The sequence below is a fragment of the Paracoccus aminovorans genome (assembly GCF_900005615.1).
Taxonomy (GTDB): Bacteria; Pseudomonadota; Alphaproteobacteria; order Rhodobacterales; family Rhodobacteraceae; genus Paracoccus; species Paracoccus aminovorans.
Map to the genome: position 1 here is coordinate 1,332,426 of NZ_LN832559.1, position 17,827 is coordinate 1,350,252.

The following is a 17,827-nucleotide window of genomic DNA, read 5'->3' on the forward strand; positions in this document are numbered from 1 at the left end:
GGCTGGTCCGGCCGGGGGGCAACCCGGGATCACTCGGGTTCGGCCAGCCGCTCCTGCCACATCTTGCGGAATGCCGGCCGGTCCTGGCAGTCGGAAAGCCAGGCCTGCACCGCGGGGAACGGCTCCATCAGCTCGCCATGGCCCTGGGCATAGCGCAGCACCTCGGCCAGGTTCAGGTCGGCGACGGTGAAGCGGCCGCCGACCATATGGCCGTGGCGGGCCAGGTGGTCCTCGATCACCCGCAGCGGCCGCACCAGCCGCTCGGCCGCATGGGCGACCGTGGCCTGCGCCGCGCCGGGCTGGGCCTGGCCGTTGCGGTGGTTGAACAGGATCACCAGCGCGTCCGGCTCGATCATGGTCGCGGCGTAGAAGCTCCATTGCAGCATCAGCGCATCCTCGACCAGGTCGGCGGGACCCAGGGGCTGGCCGTGCCTGCGCGCCAGGTGCAGCGTGCAGGCCAGCGATTCGGACAGCACCAGGTCGCCGTCCTGGATCACCGGGATCGCCCCGGCGGGCGACAGCTTCAGGAAGCTTTCCGAACGCGTGTTCAGGGGCGCGCCGGGCGCATCCGCATCCTCCAGCCGATAGGCCTGGATCACCGGCACCTGCTTGAAGGGCAGGTCCAGCTCGTGACACAGCCAGATGATGCGCGAGGCGCGCGAGCGGGTGACGCCATAGACGGTCAGCATGGTTCTCTCCCCAATATGCGGCCGAGGTTAGGCGGGTTCACAGGTTCTGGGCAAGATAGCGCATCATGTTGCCGCCCATGACCTTGGCGATCTGCTGTTCGGTCAGGCCCGCATCCATCAGCGCCTGGGTCAATGCCGCAAGATGGGCCACATCGAAGGGCGCGTCGACCGAGCCATCGTAATCCGATCCCAGCGAGACCGCGTCCTCTCCCACCAGCGCGATCGCGGCCTTGATCGAGGCGGCGATGTCGGCGGGGGTCTTGCCGCAGTTCACGTCGGCCCAGAAGCCGATGCCGATGACGCCGCCCTTCTCGGCGATAGCCTGGACCAGATCGTCGGGCAGGTTGCGCGGTGTCGCGCAATGGCCGTGGATGCCGGTATGGGACAGGATCGGCCGGCTGCCCGGGATCGCCAGCACGTCGCGCACCACTTGCGGGCCGGCATGGGCCAGGTCGACGATCATGCGCCGCGCCATCATCTGCTCCACCACCTCGCGGCCGAAATCGGTCAGGCCCTCGCCGCCGGTGCCGTGCAGGCTGCCGCCAAGTTCGTTGTCGAAGAAATGCGTCAGCCCCACCAGGCGGAAGCCGGCGCCGTAAAGCACCTGCAGGTTGGCGATATTGCCTTCCAGCGGATGCCCGCCCTCGGTCCCCAGCAGCGCGCCGACGGTCCTGGCGCCGTTCTGCCGGGCCTCCAACAGGGTCTGCAGATCCTCGGCCGAGCGGATCAGCATCAGCTCTTCCGGCGCTTCCTCGGCGGCGCGGCGCAAGGCGGCGGCCTGGACCAGGGCGCGCTCCTTGAGGCTGAACCAGGAAGAGAGCGGCCGCAACTGGCCGATGAACAGCGGCGTGATATTGTCCGGCGCCTCGGCCGAGTTCCGGCTGTAGTTCTGGCCGCGCGGGCTTTTGGTCACGGTGGCAAAGACCTGCAGCCCGACATTGCCCTCGACCAGCCGGGGGATGTCGACATGGCCGCGCCCGGCGCGGCGCAGCAGGTCGCGGTCCCACAGCAGGGCGTCGGAATGCCAGTCGCCGATCACCAGGCGCTGGTGCAGCGCCTCGGCTTGGGGCGAGACCGGCCACCCCGCCTCGGGCATGGTCACCGGGTTCAGGCGCCGCTCGACGAAGCCCGGACCCCAGACTGCCACCGCCGCTGCGGCCAGCACCGCCAGCGCCAGAAGCCAAAGGAAAATGCGCCGGATCATGCGGTCCTCCGTTGTCGTTGCGGAAAAGCATAGGGCAGAGGCGCGGGGTAGGCGACGAAAAACCTGGCCCGCGGCAAGCAGCGTGATCTGTCCCGGCCCTGCGGTGGAACGGTTTCGAACAGACGATCCAAGATCGGGGCGATCCTTCGGGACTGGGATGAATGGGAGTTTGAAGCGGGTGGTCGTGGACACGACAGGAATGGAAAGAATATCGCCCGCCCGTCCGACGCTTGCCCTATGAGTGGGCGCGGACGCTGCCGACTGGCCCGGCCAAGAAGGCCGGGATCGATATGCGTCAGAGCTATGCGCGTCTTTGCCCGCGCCGGGCGTTCCAGATCGGCCATGACGTTGATGCTGGCGGGCTCAAGGCGCTACGCCAACTCAAAGCCTATGTCGGCCGGATGCGTGTCCTGTGCCGGCAATTGCGGGGCGTCCCCCAGAACGCGCTGTGCGGGAAGGTGCCGGACGCTCTGGAACAGATACCGAAGAACAAGGACAAGCCCTATTCCCTGATCGAGGCCGTGTCGACGGCATCTCGAAAGACAAGGCGCGAGTCCGCTAGGAAGTCGGCACCAAAACAGCCTCGCCATGACCGTCGACGGCAGCTTCGTTGGCGCTCGCAGATTGCTGGACAATCCCCGTGACGGGCATTCTCTGGCGCCGAGGTCGAAACAGGTCGCGATGTTTCGCTTCGTCAGCCGCGTGCTCTCGTGTTCACGGCACGCGCGACCGACGATGTGCTCGAAGGCGCTGGTGCCGCGGCGCCGGTTGCGAACTGCACGCCGTTGTCGGTCGATATGGTTTGGATCCGCCGCAGAACTGTCGCGCAGGTCGCGCAGGAATTGCGCTGCAGCCATCTTTCCGGCCTTCCGAACGAGGCGAACTTTCTGGTTCTGTCAATCACGACAAAGGAATAGGCTTTCCCTCGATGTCTGCATTTCGGCGATTCCAGCATGAAACAGCCGATAGGATGGCGCTTGAAGCGCTACCGTTTCTGCTGATCTTCATCGACATCCGGCAGGCGCAATATCCCGTTCCGTTGAAGGCAGAGAAACCGAACGCGCCGGATGGGAACTGACGGCTACAGGGCTGTAGAGGAAGCGAAGCGGCAGCAGCCTGGGACGTCTGAACGCGATAACCATGGCTTGCTCCTGGCTCAGCACAGCCGAACCAGAATCGTCGGGGCGAGGTCCTCAGGTCATCGCCCCCTGGCCCGCTTACGACATTGCGAGACGGGTTTGCGGCTGAATCAGCTCCCGGTGCGGTGCCGCCAGCGAGACCTCCGATTGCTGTATCGCAGCTCGGATGGCGTGCGCTGTCGTGGCGCTACGGTCACGACCCATATCCATGAGCTTTTTCCCCGTCCACAGAAAGAAAACCGAGGCAGCGGAAAATCTGGCGATCCGTCCACCTTCCTCAATCGAATATTCCAGTACTCTCCGATTCGAATATTCCGTATCGGTCGGACTGCATCGCATTAAAGAAAACGAGGATGTTTTCTTCTGTGTCCAAATATCCTCTGGGGGTCCGGGGGGCGAAGCGCCCCCGGCACTAAGGGCGGGATTACGCCTCCAACGCTTCCAGCTCGTCGATGAATCCCTCGATCATCGACAGGCCCTTGTCCCAGAAGGCCGGATCCGAGGCGTCTAGGCCGAAGGGAGCCAGCAGTTCCTTGTGATGCTGCGACCCGCCGGCCGAAAGCATGGCGAAATATTTCGCCTGGAAGTCGGGCAGCCCGTCCTCGTAGGCGGCGTAGAGCGCGTTCACCAACCCGTCGCCGAAGGCATAGGCGTAGACGTAGAAAGGCGAGTGCACGAAATGCGGCACATAGGTCCAGAAGGTCTCGTAGCCCGGCATGAACTCGAAGGCGTCGCCCAGCGATTCCGCCTGGATCGACATCCACAGCGCATTGATGTCCTCGGGCGTGAGCTCGCCCTTGGCGCGCGCGGCGTGCAGCTTGCATTCGAAATCGTAGAAGGCGATCTGGCGCACGACCGTGTTGATCATGTCCTCGACCTTGCCCGCCAGCAGCGCCTTGCGCTGGGCCGGATCGGTGGTTTTCGCCAGCAGCGCGCGGAAGGTCAGCATCTCGCCGAAGACCGAGGCGGTCTCGGCCAGGGTCAGCGGCGTCGAGGCCAGCAGTTCGCCCTGTGCCGCGGCCAGTCGCTGGTGGACGCCGTGGCCCAGCTCATGCGCCAGCGTCATCACGTCGCGCGGCTTGCCGAGGTAGTTCAGCAGCACATAGGGATGCACGGTGGTGACGGTGGGATGCGCAAAGGCGCCGGGCGCCTTGCCGGGCTTCACGCCGGCGTCGATCCAGCCCCGCTCGAAGAAGGGCTGCGCCAGTTCCGCCAGTTTCGGCGAGAAGCCGGCATAGGCGTCGAGGACCGTGGCCTCGGCCTCGGGCCAGGCGATCAGGCGCGGGGTCTCGGTGGGCAGCGGCGCGTTGCGGTCCCAGACCTGCAGCTTGTCGAGCCCCAGCCACTTCGCCTTCAGCCGGTAGTAGCGATGCGACAGGCGCGGATAGGCGGCGGTCACCGCGTTGCGCAGGGCCTCGACCACCTCGGGCTCGACATGGTTCGACAGGTGGCGCGCGGTCTGCGGTGTCGGCATCTTGCGCCACTTGTCCTCGATGGATTTTTCCTTCGCCAGGGTGTTGTGGATGCGGGCGAAAAGCTTGACGTTCTTGCCGAACACCTCGGCCAGCGCCCTGGCGCCGGCCTCGCGGCGGGCGCGGTCGTGGTCCGTCAACAGATTCAGCGTCGCCTCAAGACCCAGCGTCTCGCCCTCGACCTCGAAGGTCAGGGCGGCGGTGGTCTCGTCGAAGAGGCGGTTCCAGGCGGCGGCGCCGACCACGGAATTGTCGTGCAGGAAACGCTCCAGCTCGTTCGACAGCTGGTAGGGCCGCATGGCGCGCATGCGGTCGAAGACCGGCTTGTAGCGCGCCGGGCCGTTCGGTGCCGCGAAGAGCTCGTCGTAGCGGGCCTCGGGGATGCGGTTGAATTCCAGGCTGAAGAACACGAGCTTGGTCGTCGCCGTGGTGATGCGATCCTGCAGGTCGCCCATCAGCTTGGCGCGCGCCGCGTCGGTGGTGTTCTGGTAATAGCGCAGCCCGGCATAGGACATGATCCGCCCGGCCAGGATGTCGATCTGCTGGTAGCGCTCGATGCATTCCAGCATCTTGTCCGGTTCGAGCGACGCCAGCTTGCCTTCGTAGTCGCGGGCGAACATGCAGCAAGCCGCCTCGACCTCATCGAGATCGCGGGTCAGTTCCGGCGCGTCGGGCGCCGGGTAGAGGTCGGTCAGGTCCCAGTCGGGCAGGCTGCCCAGATCGGGGTTTTCGGCGGCGACGGGCAGCGCATTCTCGTCCCGGACCGGCAGGCGGGCGGGCAGGGCGCGGAAGGGCGGGCGGCAGGCAGAAATCGTCATGGTCGGTCCTTTCCTCTGCCCCCAGATGTGACGCCTGACGCGCCCGCCTGCAAGGGCCGGGTCGCGCGGCGGGGCACAGGACTCTAGGGCGAGGCCGCCGCGGCGAAATGCGCCAGCGCTGCTTGCAGGAAGCGGTCGCGGACCGGATCGCGCTCGATCATCGGCTCATGCCGGCATTCATCCAGCTCCAGCAGCCGGGCCCCGAGCCAGCCGGCCGCTCGGCTGCGGATCGCCCGGGGCGAGACGATGCGCTCGCCGTCGCCAAGCGCGATCAGCGCCGGCAGGGCGGGGGCGGGCAGGGTGGCCAGGCGGCGGCATTCCAGGATCGCCTCGCGCAGCCAGTCGTTGCTGGCGCCGCCGATCGAGATGTCGCGCCAGGCGGCGGCCTCGGCCACCAGCCGGCCCCAGCGGCGGCCGTCATGGGTCAGCAGGTTGTCGCGGAACGGGTCCAGCAGCACGAAGCTTTCCTCGCCGCCCGAGCGGGGCGCGGGATGGCCGCCGCGGCCCAGGCGCGCCATCGCCGTGGCCAGGGCCAGGGCCAGCGCCTCGGGAATGCCGTGCAGGTCGATGCCCCACATCGGCGAGGAGAACACCGCGCTGGCGACCGGCAACCCGCCGTCGAGCGCCGCAAGCCCGATGGCGCCGCCCATGGAATGGGCCAGCAGGTGCCAGGGACGCGGCAGGTCCAGGTCCTGTGCCGCGACCACCATTTCGACCACGTCGCGCTGATAGTCCAGGAAGCTGCCGATATGGCCGGGCCGCACATTGTCCTGCAGGCGGTCGGACATGCCCTGACCGCGCCAGTCCAGCGCCAGCACGTCCAGCCCGGCGGCATTCAGATCCGCCGCGACCTCGGCATATTTCTCAAGGTATTCGGTGCGCCCGGGGAACAGCAGCACCGTCCCCGAGGCGCCGCCCGCCGCCCAGTGCCCCGCGCGCAGCCGCACCCCGTCCTCGGCCCGCAGCCAGAAGGCGCGGGCCATGGGCAGCGGATCGCCCGGGAGCGTGTTGAAGGGCGCCGGGGTCATCGCGTCAAGACAGCAGCGCGCCCAGCTTCATCGCCGTGCCCATCGAGCCGTCGACCTTCAGCTTGCCGGTCATGAAGGCGGTGGTCGGGTTCACGTCGCCCGACAGGATGCCCTCGAAGGTCTCGCGGTTGGCGGTCAGCGTCACCTCGGCCTCGTCATCGCCGGCGCGGGCGCCGTTTTCGTCGATATAGACCGAGCCTTCGCCCTCGATGACGAATTTGGCGGTGCCGTCGAAGCCCTTGGCCTTTTCGGCCAGCGCGGCCACGGCGCCCTCGATGACTTTGCTCATTCGATGTCTCCTGTTCTCGTATCTGGTATTGCGGGGGTGGGAGGGTTACATGGGGACCATGCGTTGGCCAGTGCCTCATTTCCATCATGCCGTTGCGACAGGGCTTCTTCTGGGGCTGGCGGTTCCCGGCGGTTTCCCGGCATGGGGCCAGCACGTCCCCAAGGACGCCCCAGCGATACAAGCGCAGGATGCGGACCCGCAAGAAGAATCTCCCGAAAATGAAAGCGATTCGCCGGTCGAGGACGCGCTGTCCGAGCCCGCCGCCCCGGCCGAGCCGACCGTCGAGGCCCTGACGCGCGAACGCGAGGACCTGGACCTGCTTTTCGCCGAACTGGCCCAGCCCGGGGGCGAGACCTGGGCGCGGGCCGAAACCGACATCCTGCGCATCTGGTCGCGCTCGGGTTCGGCGGCGATGGACCTGCTCTACAAGCGGGGCGAGTCGGCGCTGGACGCGGGCGACATCCCGACCGCCCTCGGCCACCTGACCGCGCTGACCGACCACGCGCCGGATTTCGCGGCGGGCTGGTATCTCCGCTCGGTCGCCTTCTATCTGGACGGCGACTACGGTCCCGCCATCGCCGACCTGGAGCAGGTGTTGCGGCTGGAGCCGCGCCATTTCGGCGCGCTGACCCAGCTTGGCACCATGCTGGATGAGCTGGGCGACAAGCGCCGGGCGCTGGAGGCGTTCCGGGCCAGCCTGAAGCTGCATCCGCATCAGGAGGATGCGCAGGACGCCGTCCGGCGGATCGAACAGGAACTGCAGGGCACGGCCGTTTGATGAATGACAAATCCCGGGTCACGGCCGTGCTGGGCCCGACCAATACCGGCAAGACCCATTACGCCATCGACCGGATGCTGGCGCATCGCACTGGGGTCATCGGCCTGCCGCTGCGCCTGCTGGCGCGCGAGGTCTACGACCGCATCGTCAAGGCCCGCGGCCCCTCGGTCGTGGCGCTGGTGACGGGCGAAGAGCGCATCGTCCCCGAACGGGTGCAATACTGGGTCGCCACCACCGAAGCCATGCCCGAGGTCGGCGCCGATTTCGTCGCCATCGACGAGATCCAGCTTTGCGCCGATCCCGAGCGCGGCCATGTCTTCACCGACCGGCTGATGAACATGCGGGGCCTGCACGAAACCCTGCTGCTGGGCAGCGACACCATGCGGCCCGCCATCGCGGCCTTGGTGCCGGGCGTGCAATTCATGCGGCGCGAGCGGTTTTCGACGCTGACCTGGGCGGGGTCGAAAAAAATCAGCCGGATGCCGCCGCGCTCGGCCATCGTCTGCTTCTCGGTCGACGAGGTCTATGCCACGGCCGAGCTGATCCGCCGGCAGAAGGGCGGCTGCGCCGTGGTCATGGGCGCGCTGTCGCCCCGCACCCGCAATGCCCAGGTCGCCATGTATCAGAACGGCGAGGTGGATTTCCTGGTCGCCACCGACGCCATCGGCATGGGGCTGAACCTCGATATTCGCCACATCGCCTTTTCCGGCACCGAGAAATTCGACGGGCGCCGCTATCGCCCGCTGTTCCCGCATGAGCTGGGCCAGATCGCCGGCCGCGCCGGCCGCCATACCGAGCCGGGCACCTTCGGCGTCACCGGCGATGCCTCGCCCCTGGACGAAGGGCTGATCGAGGCGATCGAGAACCACCGCTTCCAGCCGATCAGCCGGCTGATGTGGCGCAATGCGGCGCTGGAATTCGGCACCGTCGAGCGGCTGATCGCCAGCCTCGAAACCACGCCGCAATCGGAATGGCTGACCCGCGGGCGCGAGGCCGACGACCTGCGGGCGTTGAAGACGCTCGCCTCGATGCCCGAGATCCGCGACCTGCTGACGCATCCCAAGGACGTGCGTCTGCTGTGGGACGTCTGCCGGATCCCGGATTTCCGCGCCATTTCGGCGGCCGAACATGCGACGCTGCTGGCGCGAATCTTCGGCTTCCTGCGGACGGGCAAGGTTCCGGGCGACTGGCTGCGCCGCCAGGTCGAGCGCATCGACAAGACGGCGGGCGACATCGACACATTGTCGAAACGATTGGCATTTATACGGACCTGGACCTATGTCGCGCAGCGATCGGGTTGGGTTTCCGATGAAAGTCATTGGCGCGCCGAGACTCGCGCGGTAGAAGATCGACTGTCGGACGCGCTCCACGCGGCTCTGACGCAAAGATTCGTGGACCGGCGCACCTCCGTGCTGCTGCGCCGGCTCAAACAGAAGGAGAGCCTTTTGGCCGAGGTGAATGACAAGGGCGAAGTGACGGTCGAGGGCGAATTCGCCGGCCGTCTGGAAGGCTTCCGCTTCCACGCCGATCCGAATGCGACCGGGGACGAGGCGAAGATGCTGTCCCGCGCCGCCTATGAGGCCTTGCGGCCCGAGTTCCACCTGCGGGCCGACCGGTTCTACAACGCGCCGGACACCGAGCTGGACTTTACCGAGCAGGGCGGCCTGATGTGGGGTTCGTCCGCCGTCGGCAAGCTGGTCAAGGGCGCCGAGCCGCTGAAGCCCGGCGTCGAGGCCTTCGTCGACGAAGAGGCCGGCCCGGACATCGCCGAGAAGGTGCGCCGCCGGCTGCAGCATTTCATCGACCGCAAGATCGGCACCGCCTTCGAGCCCTTGCAGGCGCTGAAGAACGACGAGACGCTGACCGGCCTGGCCCGCGGCTTCGCCTTCCGCCTGGTCGAGGCGCTGGGCGTCCTGCCGCGCGAGGGCGTCGCGAACGAGGTCAAGGAACTGGACCAGGAGGCGCGCGGCCTGTTGCGCAAACATGGCGTGCGCTTCGGCCAGTTCACCATCTTCCAGCCGGCGCTGCTGAAGCCGGCGCCGACCCGGCTGCGGCTGGTGCTGTGGGGTCTGGATCAGGGGCTGGCCGAGTTCCCGGAAAGCCCGCCCCCGGGTCTGGTGACGATCCCGAACCTGCCGGACGTGCCCAAGGGCTATTACACGCTCTCGGGCTATCACCCGGCGGGCGAGCGGGCGATCCGCATCGACATGCTGGAACGGCTGGCCGACATGCTGCGCGCGCAAGACAGCCGCGCCGGCTTCGAGGCGACGGCCGACATGCTGTCGATCACCGGCATGACGCTGGAGCAGTTCTCGGGCCTGATGGCGGGCTTGGGCTATCGTGCCGAAAAGGGCGAGCGTCCCAAGGCCCGCGCCGAGACGGCCCCGGCCGACGCGCCCGCCCCCGAGGCCGCCGATCACGAGCATCCGCTGACCGAGGAGGAAAGCGTGCTTGCCGCCGAGACCCGCGCCAAGTGGGAGGCCGAGCAGGCCGCCCGCAAGGCCGCCGAGGCCGAGGCCACGGGCGAGGCGGCCGAGGAAGCCGCGCCCGAGACGGAGGTTTTCTATACCTTCACCTGGGCACCGCGTCCGCGCGGCGGCCACCGCCGCCCCGAGCGCCAAGGGCAGGGCCAGGGTCAAGGGCAGGGGCAAGGCGACCGCCAGCCGCGCCCACAGGGCGAACGCGGCCCGCGCCGCGAACGCAGCGACGGCGACAAGCCCCGCGAGGGCGGCAAGCCCTTCGAGGGCAAGCGCCGGGGCGAGGACAATCGCGGCGAACGGGGCGAACGCGGACCCAAGGGCAAGCCGCGCCACGACGGCAAGGGCAAGCCCCGCCACGAGAGCCCGAAAAGCTTCGAGGCCCGGCCGCCGCGGGCCGAGAAGCAGGCCGATCCCGACAGCCCCTTCGCGATTCTGGCCTCGCTCAAGAACAAGTCGTGAGCGCTGCGGCCGCGGGGGCGCTTCGGCTGGACCGCTGGCTGCATCACGCGCGGCTGTTCCGCACCCGCACCCTGGCTGCCGATGCGATCGGCAGCGGGGGCATCCGGGTGAACGGCCAGCCCTGCCACAAGCCGGCCCAGCCGGTGCGGCATGGCGACACGGTGACGGTCTCGGCCCATGGCAGGGTGCGGGTCCTGCGGGTGCTGCTTCTGGGCGAAAGGCGGGGTCCTGCGACCGAGGCGGAGACGCTCTACGAGGAAATCGGGCTCTGATTCGGCCCGTTCGCACCCCAGCCTGGAACCGGGTTCCACGCTGGCCGGGGGAATGCGGAACGGCGTCCCGCCGGCCCCGGCATGGCGGTGATGCCCGTCTTTTCGCCTGGCACGGCCTTGAATCACGGCAGCGGCGGGCGTAACTACCCGCTCAGGAAAGCAGGAACAGTCCCCATGACCTACGTCGTCACCGATAATTGCATCATGTGCAAATACACCGATTGTGTCGAGGTATGTCCCGTCGACTGTTTCTACGAGGGCGAGAATACGCTGGTCATCCATCCCGACGAATGCATCGATTGCGGCGTCTGCGAACCCGAATGCCCGGCCGATGCCATCCGCCCCGATACCGAGCCGGACATGGAAAACTGGGTCGAGTTCAACCGCAAATATGCCGAACTCTGGCCGGTGATCACCCGCAAGAAGGACCCGATGCCCGGCTATCAGGAAATGGACGGCCAGTCCGGCAAGCTGGAGAAATATTTCTCGGAAGCACCGGGCGAGGGCGATTGAGACCGGCGGTCTCGCACCGACCCGCCGCGTGGCGGAATTGTAAGCAAGGCTTATTTTTATTCTCGCATTTGTCTGAATAGCCGTGGCGCGACGCCACCGGAATCGCTAGGCGCTGATTGTGGGTCGGCATGAGCGATTCGTGCGGACTCATGCATCGGTTCTGCCGGTGAAAGTTCCCGAGTGCCTGATTTGAAACGATTATTCCTCTCACTGCAGGACCGGTGCCGCTTTGCAGCAAGGCTTTGAACCGGACTGAATTTTATGCTATGATGCCGCCATATCGCGCCGATCAGGCCGCTTTGGTGGCTTGGTCGGCGTTGCTGCCTGTTCTGACCGACTGCCCGGCCAGAAGCGCAAGAAACACGGATTGACCCGTAAGGGGGGATCGTCCCGCCTGAGGGTTTTTTGTGCCGTATCGCGGCGCAACTGCGAAGGAAGCCCAATGTCGAAAGCCAAGAAGACCGAATTCCGCCCCGATGATTTCGTGGTGTATCCGACCCATGGCGTGGGGCGGATCGTCTCGATCGAAGAACAGGAGGTCGCCGGGCTGCGCCTCGAAATGTTCGTGATCTCGTTCGAGAAAGACAAGATGACCCTGCGCGTCCCGACCGCGCGCGCCTCGGAAATCGGCATGCGCAGCCTTTCCACCCCCGATCTGGTCGAGCAGGCGCTGGCCACGCTGAAGGGCAAGGCCCGCGTCAAGCGCCAGATGTGGTCGCGCCGCGCCGTGGAATACGAGGCCAAGATCAACTCGGGCGACCTGATTTCCATCGCCGAGGTGGTGCGCGACCTGCACCGCAGCGACGACCAGCGCGAGCAATCCTATTCCGAGCGTCAGCTCTATGAATCGGCGCTGGACCGGCTGACTCGCGAAGTCGCCGCCGTGGCCGGCATGGACGAGGCCGGCGCCCAGAAGAAGGTCGAGACCGTGCTGACCGCCCGCGCGGCCTGATCACCCGCACCGATTGCAGGAAGGGCGCCCGTGCCGGGCGCCCTTTTCCTTTGTCTGCCCGAGCCCAGCCGGCCCGGTCAATCCGCCGTCAGCGTCACCAGGCACTGGTCGTTGGTGTCAAGCCCGGCGCGCCGGCACTGCACTTCGGTCAAGTTGAAGAAGAACAGGTCCGATCCCTTGCCCCAGGGCCGGATGTTGCGTGCGAAGGGGCCGGCCTGGTTCAGCATCACCTGCACGGCAAAGGCGGCGCTGCGGCCCGGCACATGTTCGGGCCGTACGACGATATAGCGCGGCAGGAAATCCCGCTTGCGCAGGATCCTGGCCGGGAAGCTGACCGTTCCCATCCGGCCGCCTCAGGTCAGCGCCGCAAGGATGCGTGCCCAGCTGCGCGCGCCCTTGGCGAAACTGTCGAGGTCGTATTTCTCGTTCGGGGAATGGATGCGGTCGTCGTCGCGGCCGAAGCCGATCAGCATCGAATCCATGCCCAGGATCTGCTTGAAATCCCCGGCGATGGGGATCGAGCCGCCGGCGCCGATATAGGCGGCTTCGCGGCCCCATTCCTGCGACAGCGCCTGCTTGGCCGCCGCGAAGGCGGGGTCGGCGATGTCCATGCGGCTGGCGGGGCTGGCGCCGTGGCCGTGGAACTCGACCCGGCAATCCTCGGGGATGGCGGCGCGGACATGGGCGCGGAATGCCTCGCGGATCGCCGCCGGGTCCTGGGTGCCGGTCAGGCGAAAGCTGACCTTGGCGCGGGCCTCGGCCGGCAGCACGGTCTTGAAGCCTTCGCCGGTATAGCCGCCAGTGATGCCGTTGATCTCGAAGGTGGGGCGGTTCCAGACCATCTCCAGCCCGGTGCGGCCGCTTTCGCCGACGGGCCGGCGCAGGCCGACCTGCGCCAGGAACGCCTCCGCGTCGAAGCCGAGGGCGGCCCAGTCGGTGCGCAGCTCGTCCGTCAGATCCTCGACGCCGTCGTAGAAGCCGGGCAGGGTGATGCGGCCCTGGTCGCCCTTCACGGTCGCAAGCGCATCGACCAGCACCTGGATCGGGTTCGCGGCGAGCCCGCCGAAACTGCCCGAATGCAGGTCGCGGTCGGCGGCGCGGACCACGATCTCTTCGCCCAGCAGCCCGCGCAGCTGGGTGGTGATCGCCGGGCGGCCGTCGGAATACATGCCGGTGTCGCAGATCATGGCGATGCCGGCGCGCAATTCCTCGGCATTCTCGCGCAGGAAGGGCTGCAGGCTGGGCGAGCCGGATTCCTCCTCGCCCTCGAAGAGCAGCACCAGGTCCGAGGGCAGGGCGCCATGCACCGCCTTCCAGGCCCGTAAGGCCTCGACGAAGGTCATCAGCTGGCCCTTGTCGTCGGCGGCGCCGCGGCCGCGGATGACGCGGCCCTGCGGCGTGTCCTCGATCTCGGGCTCGAAGGGCGGGCGGTCCCACAGGTCCAGCGGATCGACCGGCTGCACGTCGTAATGGCCATAGAACAGCAGCGGGCGACGGTCGCCTTGCGCCGAATGGGCGACGACCATCGGATGGCCGGGCGTGTCGCGGACCGAGGCGTCGAAGCCCAGCCCCGCCAGCTCGGCACAAAGCCATTCGGCGGCGCGGCGCACATCGGCCCGATGCGCCGGGTCGGTCGAGATCGACGGGATGCGCAAGAAGTCCTTCAGCCGTTCCAGCGCCCGCGGCAATTCCGCGTCCAGCGTAGAAAGAACTTCGTCGATTCTGGTGCTGTCTGGCATGTTTTCCCTGTTCCTGAATGAATTTCTCAGGGAAAGCGCATGGTTCGATGGTCGTATTGCGACATTTTGACCCTATATTTTCCCTGAATTGACCCGTATCAAGTCGTGACCCGCGGGATCGGAGCATGATCCCCCAAGCGAGCAAGTTCAAGCAAGGCAAGGGACTCAGATGGACTATTCAGCCGCCCTCGACCAAGCCATCGGGAAGCTGCACGAAGAAGGGCGGTATCGCACCTTCATCGACATCGAGCGCCGCAAGGGGGCCTATCCGCAGGCGGTCTGGACCCGCGCCGACGGCACCGAGCGGGAAATCACCGTCTGGTGCGGCAACGACTATCTGGGCATGGGCCAGCATCCGGTGGTGCTGGCCGCGATGCACGAGGCGCTGGACAGCACCGGCGCCGGCTCGGGCGGCACGAGAAACATCTCGGGCACCACGATCTATCACAAGCGGCTCGAGGCGGAGCTTTCCGACCTGCACGGGAAAGAGGCCGCGCTGGTGTTTTCCAGCGCCTATACCGCCAATGACGCGACGCTTTCCACGCTGCGCAAGCTGTTCCCGGGCCTGATCATCTATTCCGACGCGCTGAACCACGCCTCGATGATCGAGGGCATCAAGCGCTTCGACGGCGCCAAGCGCATCTTCCGCCACAACGACGTGGCGCATCTGCGCGAATTGCTGGAAGCCGACGATCCCGAGGCGCCGAAGCTGATCGCCTTTGAATCGATCTATTCCATGGACGGCGATTTCGCCCCCATCGCCGCGATCTGCGATCTGGCCCAGGAATTCAACGCTCTGACCTATCTGGACGAGGTCCATGCCGTCGGCATGTACGGCCCCCGCGGCGGCGGCGTGGCCGAGCGCGACGGGCTCATGGGCCGCATCGACATCTTCAACGGCACCCTGGGCAAGGCCTTCGGCGTCTTCGGCGGATATATCGCCGCCTCGGCGAAGATGGTGGACGCGGTCCGCTCCTATGCGCCGGGCTTCATCTTCACCACCTCGCTGCCGCCGGCGGTGGCGGCGGGCGCGGCGGCCTCGATCGCCTTCCTGAAGACCGAACAGGGCCAGGTGCTGCGCGACCAGCAACAGCTGAACGCCCGCATCCTGAAGATGCGGCTGCGCGGGCTCGGCATGCCGATCATGGACCACGGCAGCCACATCGTGCCGGTGCATGTCGGCCATCCGGTGCATTGCAAGGCGCTGTCGGACATGCTGCTGGCCGATTTCGGCATCTATGTGCAGCCGATCAACTTCCCGACCGTGCCGCGCGGGACCGAGCGGCTGCGTTTCACGCCCTCGCCAGTGCACGATCCGCGCCAGATCGACCAGCTGGTCCGTGCCATGGACAACCTGTGGTCGCAGTGCAAACTGAACCGTTCAACTTCTGCGGCTTGATACGTTTCAAGGTGAACCCCTCTCGCGCCCGTGATAACCTTGCTTTAATCAAATCGTGAGAGTCTCCCGATTCGGGAGGCGAGCAGACAAGAATGGGGCAGGCGCGATGATCGGGCTGAGGGGTAATCCCCCGTCGCATGGCCATGACGAGGCTGCGGCTTTGCCGCACGGCTTCGACGATCCTGATATTCGACTCGGCGACCTGATGCGGGGCGAACGCGCCACGCTGGGCAAGTCGCTGCTGGACGTGCAGCGCGAGCTGCGAATCCGCGCCTCCTACGTCGCCGCCATCGAGAATTGCGACATTTCGGCCTTCGATACGCCCAGCTTCATCGCCGGCTACGTCCGCTCCTATGCCCGTTATCTGGGCATGGATTGCGATTGGACCTTCCGGCGCTTCTGCCAGGAATCCGGCTTCCAGCCAACGCATGGCATGGCCCCCGCGGCCTCGGGTCCGAAGCCGCAGCGCCGGCCCTCGGACCCGGCCGAGGCGCTGGCCAATCCGCATCCGATCTTCCTGCCGCGGCAGGAAAGCATCTGGAATTCGATCGAGCCCCGCGCCATCGGCTCGCTCGCGGTGATGGTCGCGCTGGCCTGCGGGCTGGGCTATGGCGGTTGGGCGGTGCTGCAAGAGGTGCAGAAGGTCAATCTGACCCCGGGCGACCAGGCCCCCGGCGTGATCGCCGCGCTGGACCCGGTGCAAGAGGCGGCCGAGCCCGAGACCGTCGAATCGGCCCAGGTCAACCTGCCGCGTCCCGAAGGTCTGGACCGCACCTATCGCCCGCAGGCGCTCGAGGTGCCGGTGCTGGTGGCCCGCGACGGCCCCATCGCCGCCATCGACCCCGGCCGCGCCGCTCCGGCGGCGCTGGCGCCGGAAAGCGTCGTGGCGCAGGCGGTGACCGCGCCCGGCCCGGCGCAGGCGGCCGAGACCTTTGGCCCGCAGATGCCGGCCGAGCAGCTGGCCGTGCGCACCGTCGCCCCCGATGCCGCCGAAATCGAGATTCTCGCCGCTCGCCCGGCCTGGGTGCGGGTGACTTCGGCCGATGGCACGGTGCTGCTGGAAAAAACCATGGATGCCGGCGAACGCTTCGCCCTGCCCAAGCTCGAAGCGCCGCCGATCCTGCGCGCCGGTAACTCGGGCGCGGTCTATTTCGCCGTGAACGGCCGCGCTTACGGCCCGGCCGCCCCGGGGGCCAAGGTGGTCAAGAACGTCGAGCTGTCGCCGACCGCCCTGACCTCGAAATACGCCTTTGCCGACCTGGCCAAGGATCCGGAACTGGCGCAGATGGTGACGTTGGCATCGACCGCCGGCACCGACCAGCCCCCGGTCCAGGAATAGCCCCGCGCGACGGTCACGGATGCGCTATTGCCCGGCCCGGCACCGGCTGACGGCTTGCCCGTCCGGGCGCATGCGCCTATCTCTCTGGCAACAGTCCGCTCTCGGCGCAGGAAAAGGTCCCGACCATGTCGCATAATCCGATCCGCCCCTGGCGCAATATCGACCGCCGCAAGTCGCGCCGGATCATGGTCGGCAATGTGCCCGTGGGCGGCGACGCGCCCATCAGCGTGCAGACCATGACCAACACCGACAGCAGCGACGTGAAGGCGACGCTGGACCAGATCATCCGCGCCGCCGATGTCGGCGCCGACATCGTCCGCGTCTCGACCCCCGACCAGGCTTCGACCGCGGCCCTGCGCGAAATCTGCCGCGAAAGCCCGGTGCCGATCGTCGCCGACATCCATTTCCACTACAAGCGGGCCATCGAGGCCGCCGAGGCCGGCGCCGCCTGCCTGCGCATCAACCCCGGCAATATCGGCGACGCCACCCGCGTGCGCGAGGTGATCAAGGCCGCACGCGATCACGGCTGCTCGATCCGCATCGGCGTCAACGCCGGCAGCCTGGAAAAGCACCTGCTGGAGAAATACGGCGAGCCCTGCCCGGACGCGATGGTCGAATCCGGCCTCCACCATATCAGGATCCTGCAGGACAACGACTTCCACGAATTCAAGATCAGCGTGAAGGCCTCGGACGTCTTCCTCGCCGCCGCCGCCTATCAGCAACTGGCCGAGGCGACCGACGCGCCGATCCATCTTGGTATCACCGAGGCGGGCGGGCTGACGGCGGGCACGGTGAAATCCGCCATCGGCCTCGGCAACCTGTTGTGGATGGGCATCGGCGACACCATCCGCGTCAGCCTGTCGGCCGATCCGGTCGAAGAGGTCAAGGTCGGATTCGAAATCCTCAAATCGCTCGGGCTGCGCACCCGCGGTGTGCAGATCATCTCTTGCCCCAGCTGCGCGCGTCAGGGCTTCGACGTGATCCGCACCGTCGAGACGCTGGAAAAACGCCTCGAACACATCAAGACCCCGATGAGCCTGTCGATCATCGGCTGCGTCGTCAACGGCCCGGGCGAGGCGCTGATGACCGATATCGGCTTCACCGGCGGCGGCGCCGGGGCGGGCATGGTCTATCTGGCCGGCAAGCAGGATCACAAGATGACCAACGACCAGATGGTCGACCATATCGTGGAACTGGTCGAGAAACGCGCCGCCGAACTCGAATCCGCCCGATCCGAGGCGGCCGAATAAGCGAAAG

16 protein-coding genes are annotated in these 17,827 nt (G+C 67.1%); 9 read left to right on the forward strand and 7 right to left on the reverse strand.

Annotated features, from left to right (window positions below):
- Nucleotides 1-29 precede the first annotated feature (29 nt).
- Both JCM7685_RS06710 and JCM7685_RS06715 read right to left on the reverse strand, forming a co-directional pair.
- The gene (locus JCM7685_RS06710; protein ID WP_074969584.1) at nt 30-689 is read right to left on the reverse strand and encodes a glutathione S-transferase family protein; all 660 of its coding nucleotides are present in this window, start codon (nt 687-689) and stop codon (nt 30-32) included.
- Nucleotides 690-726: 37 nt separating this feature from the next.
- Complete coding sequence (locus JCM7685_RS06715; RefSeq protein ID WP_074969586.1) at nt 727-1,893, reverse strand: dipeptidase; 1,167 nt, start codon at nt 1,891-1,893, stop codon at nt 727-729.
- Nucleotides 1,894-2,183: 290 nt separating this feature from the next.
- On the opposite strand from JCM7685_RS06715, the gene JCM7685_RS19555 reads away from it, so the two are divergent.
- On the forward strand, nt 2,184-2,537 hold the full coding sequence (locus JCM7685_RS19555) for a hypothetical protein (protein ID WP_139218115.1): 354 nt from the start codon (nt 2,184-2,186) through the stop codon (nt 2,535-2,537).
- A 919-nt stretch (nt 2,538-3,456) separates the two neighbouring features.
- Here the strand turns inward: JCM7685_RS19555 and JCM7685_RS06725 are convergent.
- The 3 genes from JCM7685_RS06725 to JCM7685_RS06735 form a co-directional block, all read right to left on the reverse strand.
- Nucleotides 3,457-5,322: a M3 family oligoendopeptidase gene (locus JCM7685_RS06725; protein WP_231964695.1), complete on the reverse strand. Its 1,866-nt coding sequence runs from the start codon at nt 5,320-5,322 to the stop codon at nt 3,457-3,459.
- Between the two features lie 83 nt (nt 5,323-5,405).
- On the reverse strand, nt 5,406-6,350 hold the full coding sequence (locus tag JCM7685_RS06730; RefSeq protein WP_074969588.1) for an alpha/beta hydrolase: 945 nt from the start codon (nt 6,348-6,350) through the stop codon (nt 5,406-5,408).
- Between the two features lie 4 nt (nt 6,351-6,354).
- Nucleotides 6,355-6,639, reverse strand: a complete 285-nt coding sequence (locus tag JCM7685_RS06735) for an SCP2 sterol-binding domain-containing protein (RefSeq protein WP_074969590.1) — start codon at nt 6,637-6,639, stop codon at nt 6,355-6,357.
- Between the two features lie 70 nt (nt 6,640-6,709).
- Here JCM7685_RS06735 and JCM7685_RS06740 point away from each other — a divergent pair, with 70 nt between their 5' ends.
- The 5 genes from JCM7685_RS06740 to JCM7685_RS06760 all read left to right on the forward strand — a co-directional run bounded on the left by JCM7685_RS06740 (nt 6,710) and on the right by JCM7685_RS06760 (nt 12,093).
- Nucleotides 6,710-7,417 (forward strand): tetratricopeptide repeat protein, encoded by a 708-nt coding sequence (locus JCM7685_RS06740; protein WP_231964696.1) that lies wholly within the window; start codon nt 6,710-6,712, stop codon nt 7,415-7,417.
- A complete protein-coding gene (locus JCM7685_RS06745) occupies nt 7,417-10,356 on the forward strand; it encodes a helicase-related protein (RefSeq protein ID WP_074969592.1) in 2,940 nt (979 codons plus the stop codon). The genes JCM7685_RS06740 and JCM7685_RS06745 overlap by 1 nt, the downstream gene beginning before the upstream one ends.
- A complete protein-coding gene (locus JCM7685_RS06750; RefSeq protein WP_074969594.1) occupies nt 10,353-10,628 on the forward strand; it encodes an RNA-binding S4 domain-containing protein in 276 nt (91 codons plus the stop codon). The genes JCM7685_RS06745 and JCM7685_RS06750 overlap by 4 nt, the downstream gene beginning before the upstream one ends.
- A gap of 174 nt (nt 10,629-10,802) precedes the next feature.
- Nucleotides 10,803-11,141: a ferredoxin FdxA gene (gene fdxA, locus JCM7685_RS06755; RefSeq protein ID WP_074969596.1), complete on the forward strand. Its 339-nt coding sequence runs from the start codon at nt 10,803-10,805 to the stop codon at nt 11,139-11,141.
- 442 nt (nt 11,142-11,583) lie between these two features.
- Nucleotides 11,584-12,093 carry a CarD family transcriptional regulator gene (locus JCM7685_RS06760; RefSeq protein WP_074969598.1) on the forward strand — a complete coding sequence of 170 codons (510 nt, stop codon included), beginning with the start codon at nt 11,584-11,586 and terminating at the stop codon, nt 12,091-12,093.
- Between the two features lie 77 nt (nt 12,094-12,170).
- Here JCM7685_RS06760 and JCM7685_RS06765 read toward each other — a convergent pair whose 3' ends face one another.
- Together JCM7685_RS06765 and JCM7685_RS06770 are read right to left on the reverse strand one after the other, a co-directional pair.
- Entirely contained in the window at nt 12,171-12,437 is a 267-nt protein-coding gene (locus JCM7685_RS06765) for a hypothetical protein (RefSeq protein ID WP_074969600.1), read from the reverse strand.
- Between the two features lie 9 nt (nt 12,438-12,446).
- The gene (locus JCM7685_RS06770) at nt 12,447-13,832 is read right to left on the reverse strand and encodes a dipeptidase (protein ID WP_074969602.1); all 1,386 of its coding nucleotides are present in this window, start codon (nt 13,830-13,832) and stop codon (nt 12,447-12,449) included.
- A 169-nt stretch (nt 13,833-14,001) separates the two neighbouring features.
- Between JCM7685_RS06770 and hemA the strand changes: the two genes are divergently transcribed.
- The 3 genes from hemA (at nt 14,002) to ispG (ending at nt 17,820) form a co-directional block, all read left to right on the forward strand.
- Nucleotides 14,002-15,231: a 5-aminolevulinate synthase gene (gene hemA, locus JCM7685_RS06775; protein WP_074969604.1), complete on the forward strand. Its 1,230-nt coding sequence runs from the start codon at nt 14,002-14,004 to the stop codon at nt 15,229-15,231.
- Nucleotides 15,232-15,337: 106 nt separating this feature from the next.
- Nucleotides 15,338-16,570 (forward strand): helix-turn-helix domain-containing protein, encoded by a 1,233-nt coding sequence (locus JCM7685_RS06780; RefSeq protein ID WP_074969606.1) that lies wholly within the window; start codon nt 15,338-15,340, stop codon nt 16,568-16,570.
- 125 nt (nt 16,571-16,695) lie between these two features.
- Nucleotides 16,696-17,820 carry a flavodoxin-dependent (E)-4-hydroxy-3-methylbut-2-enyl-diphosphate synthase gene (ispG, locus tag JCM7685_RS06785; protein ID WP_074969608.1) on the forward strand — a complete coding sequence of 375 codons (1,125 nt, stop codon included), beginning with the start codon at nt 16,696-16,698 and terminating at the stop codon, nt 17,818-17,820.
- Nucleotides 17,821-17,827: the final 7 nt, after the last annotated feature.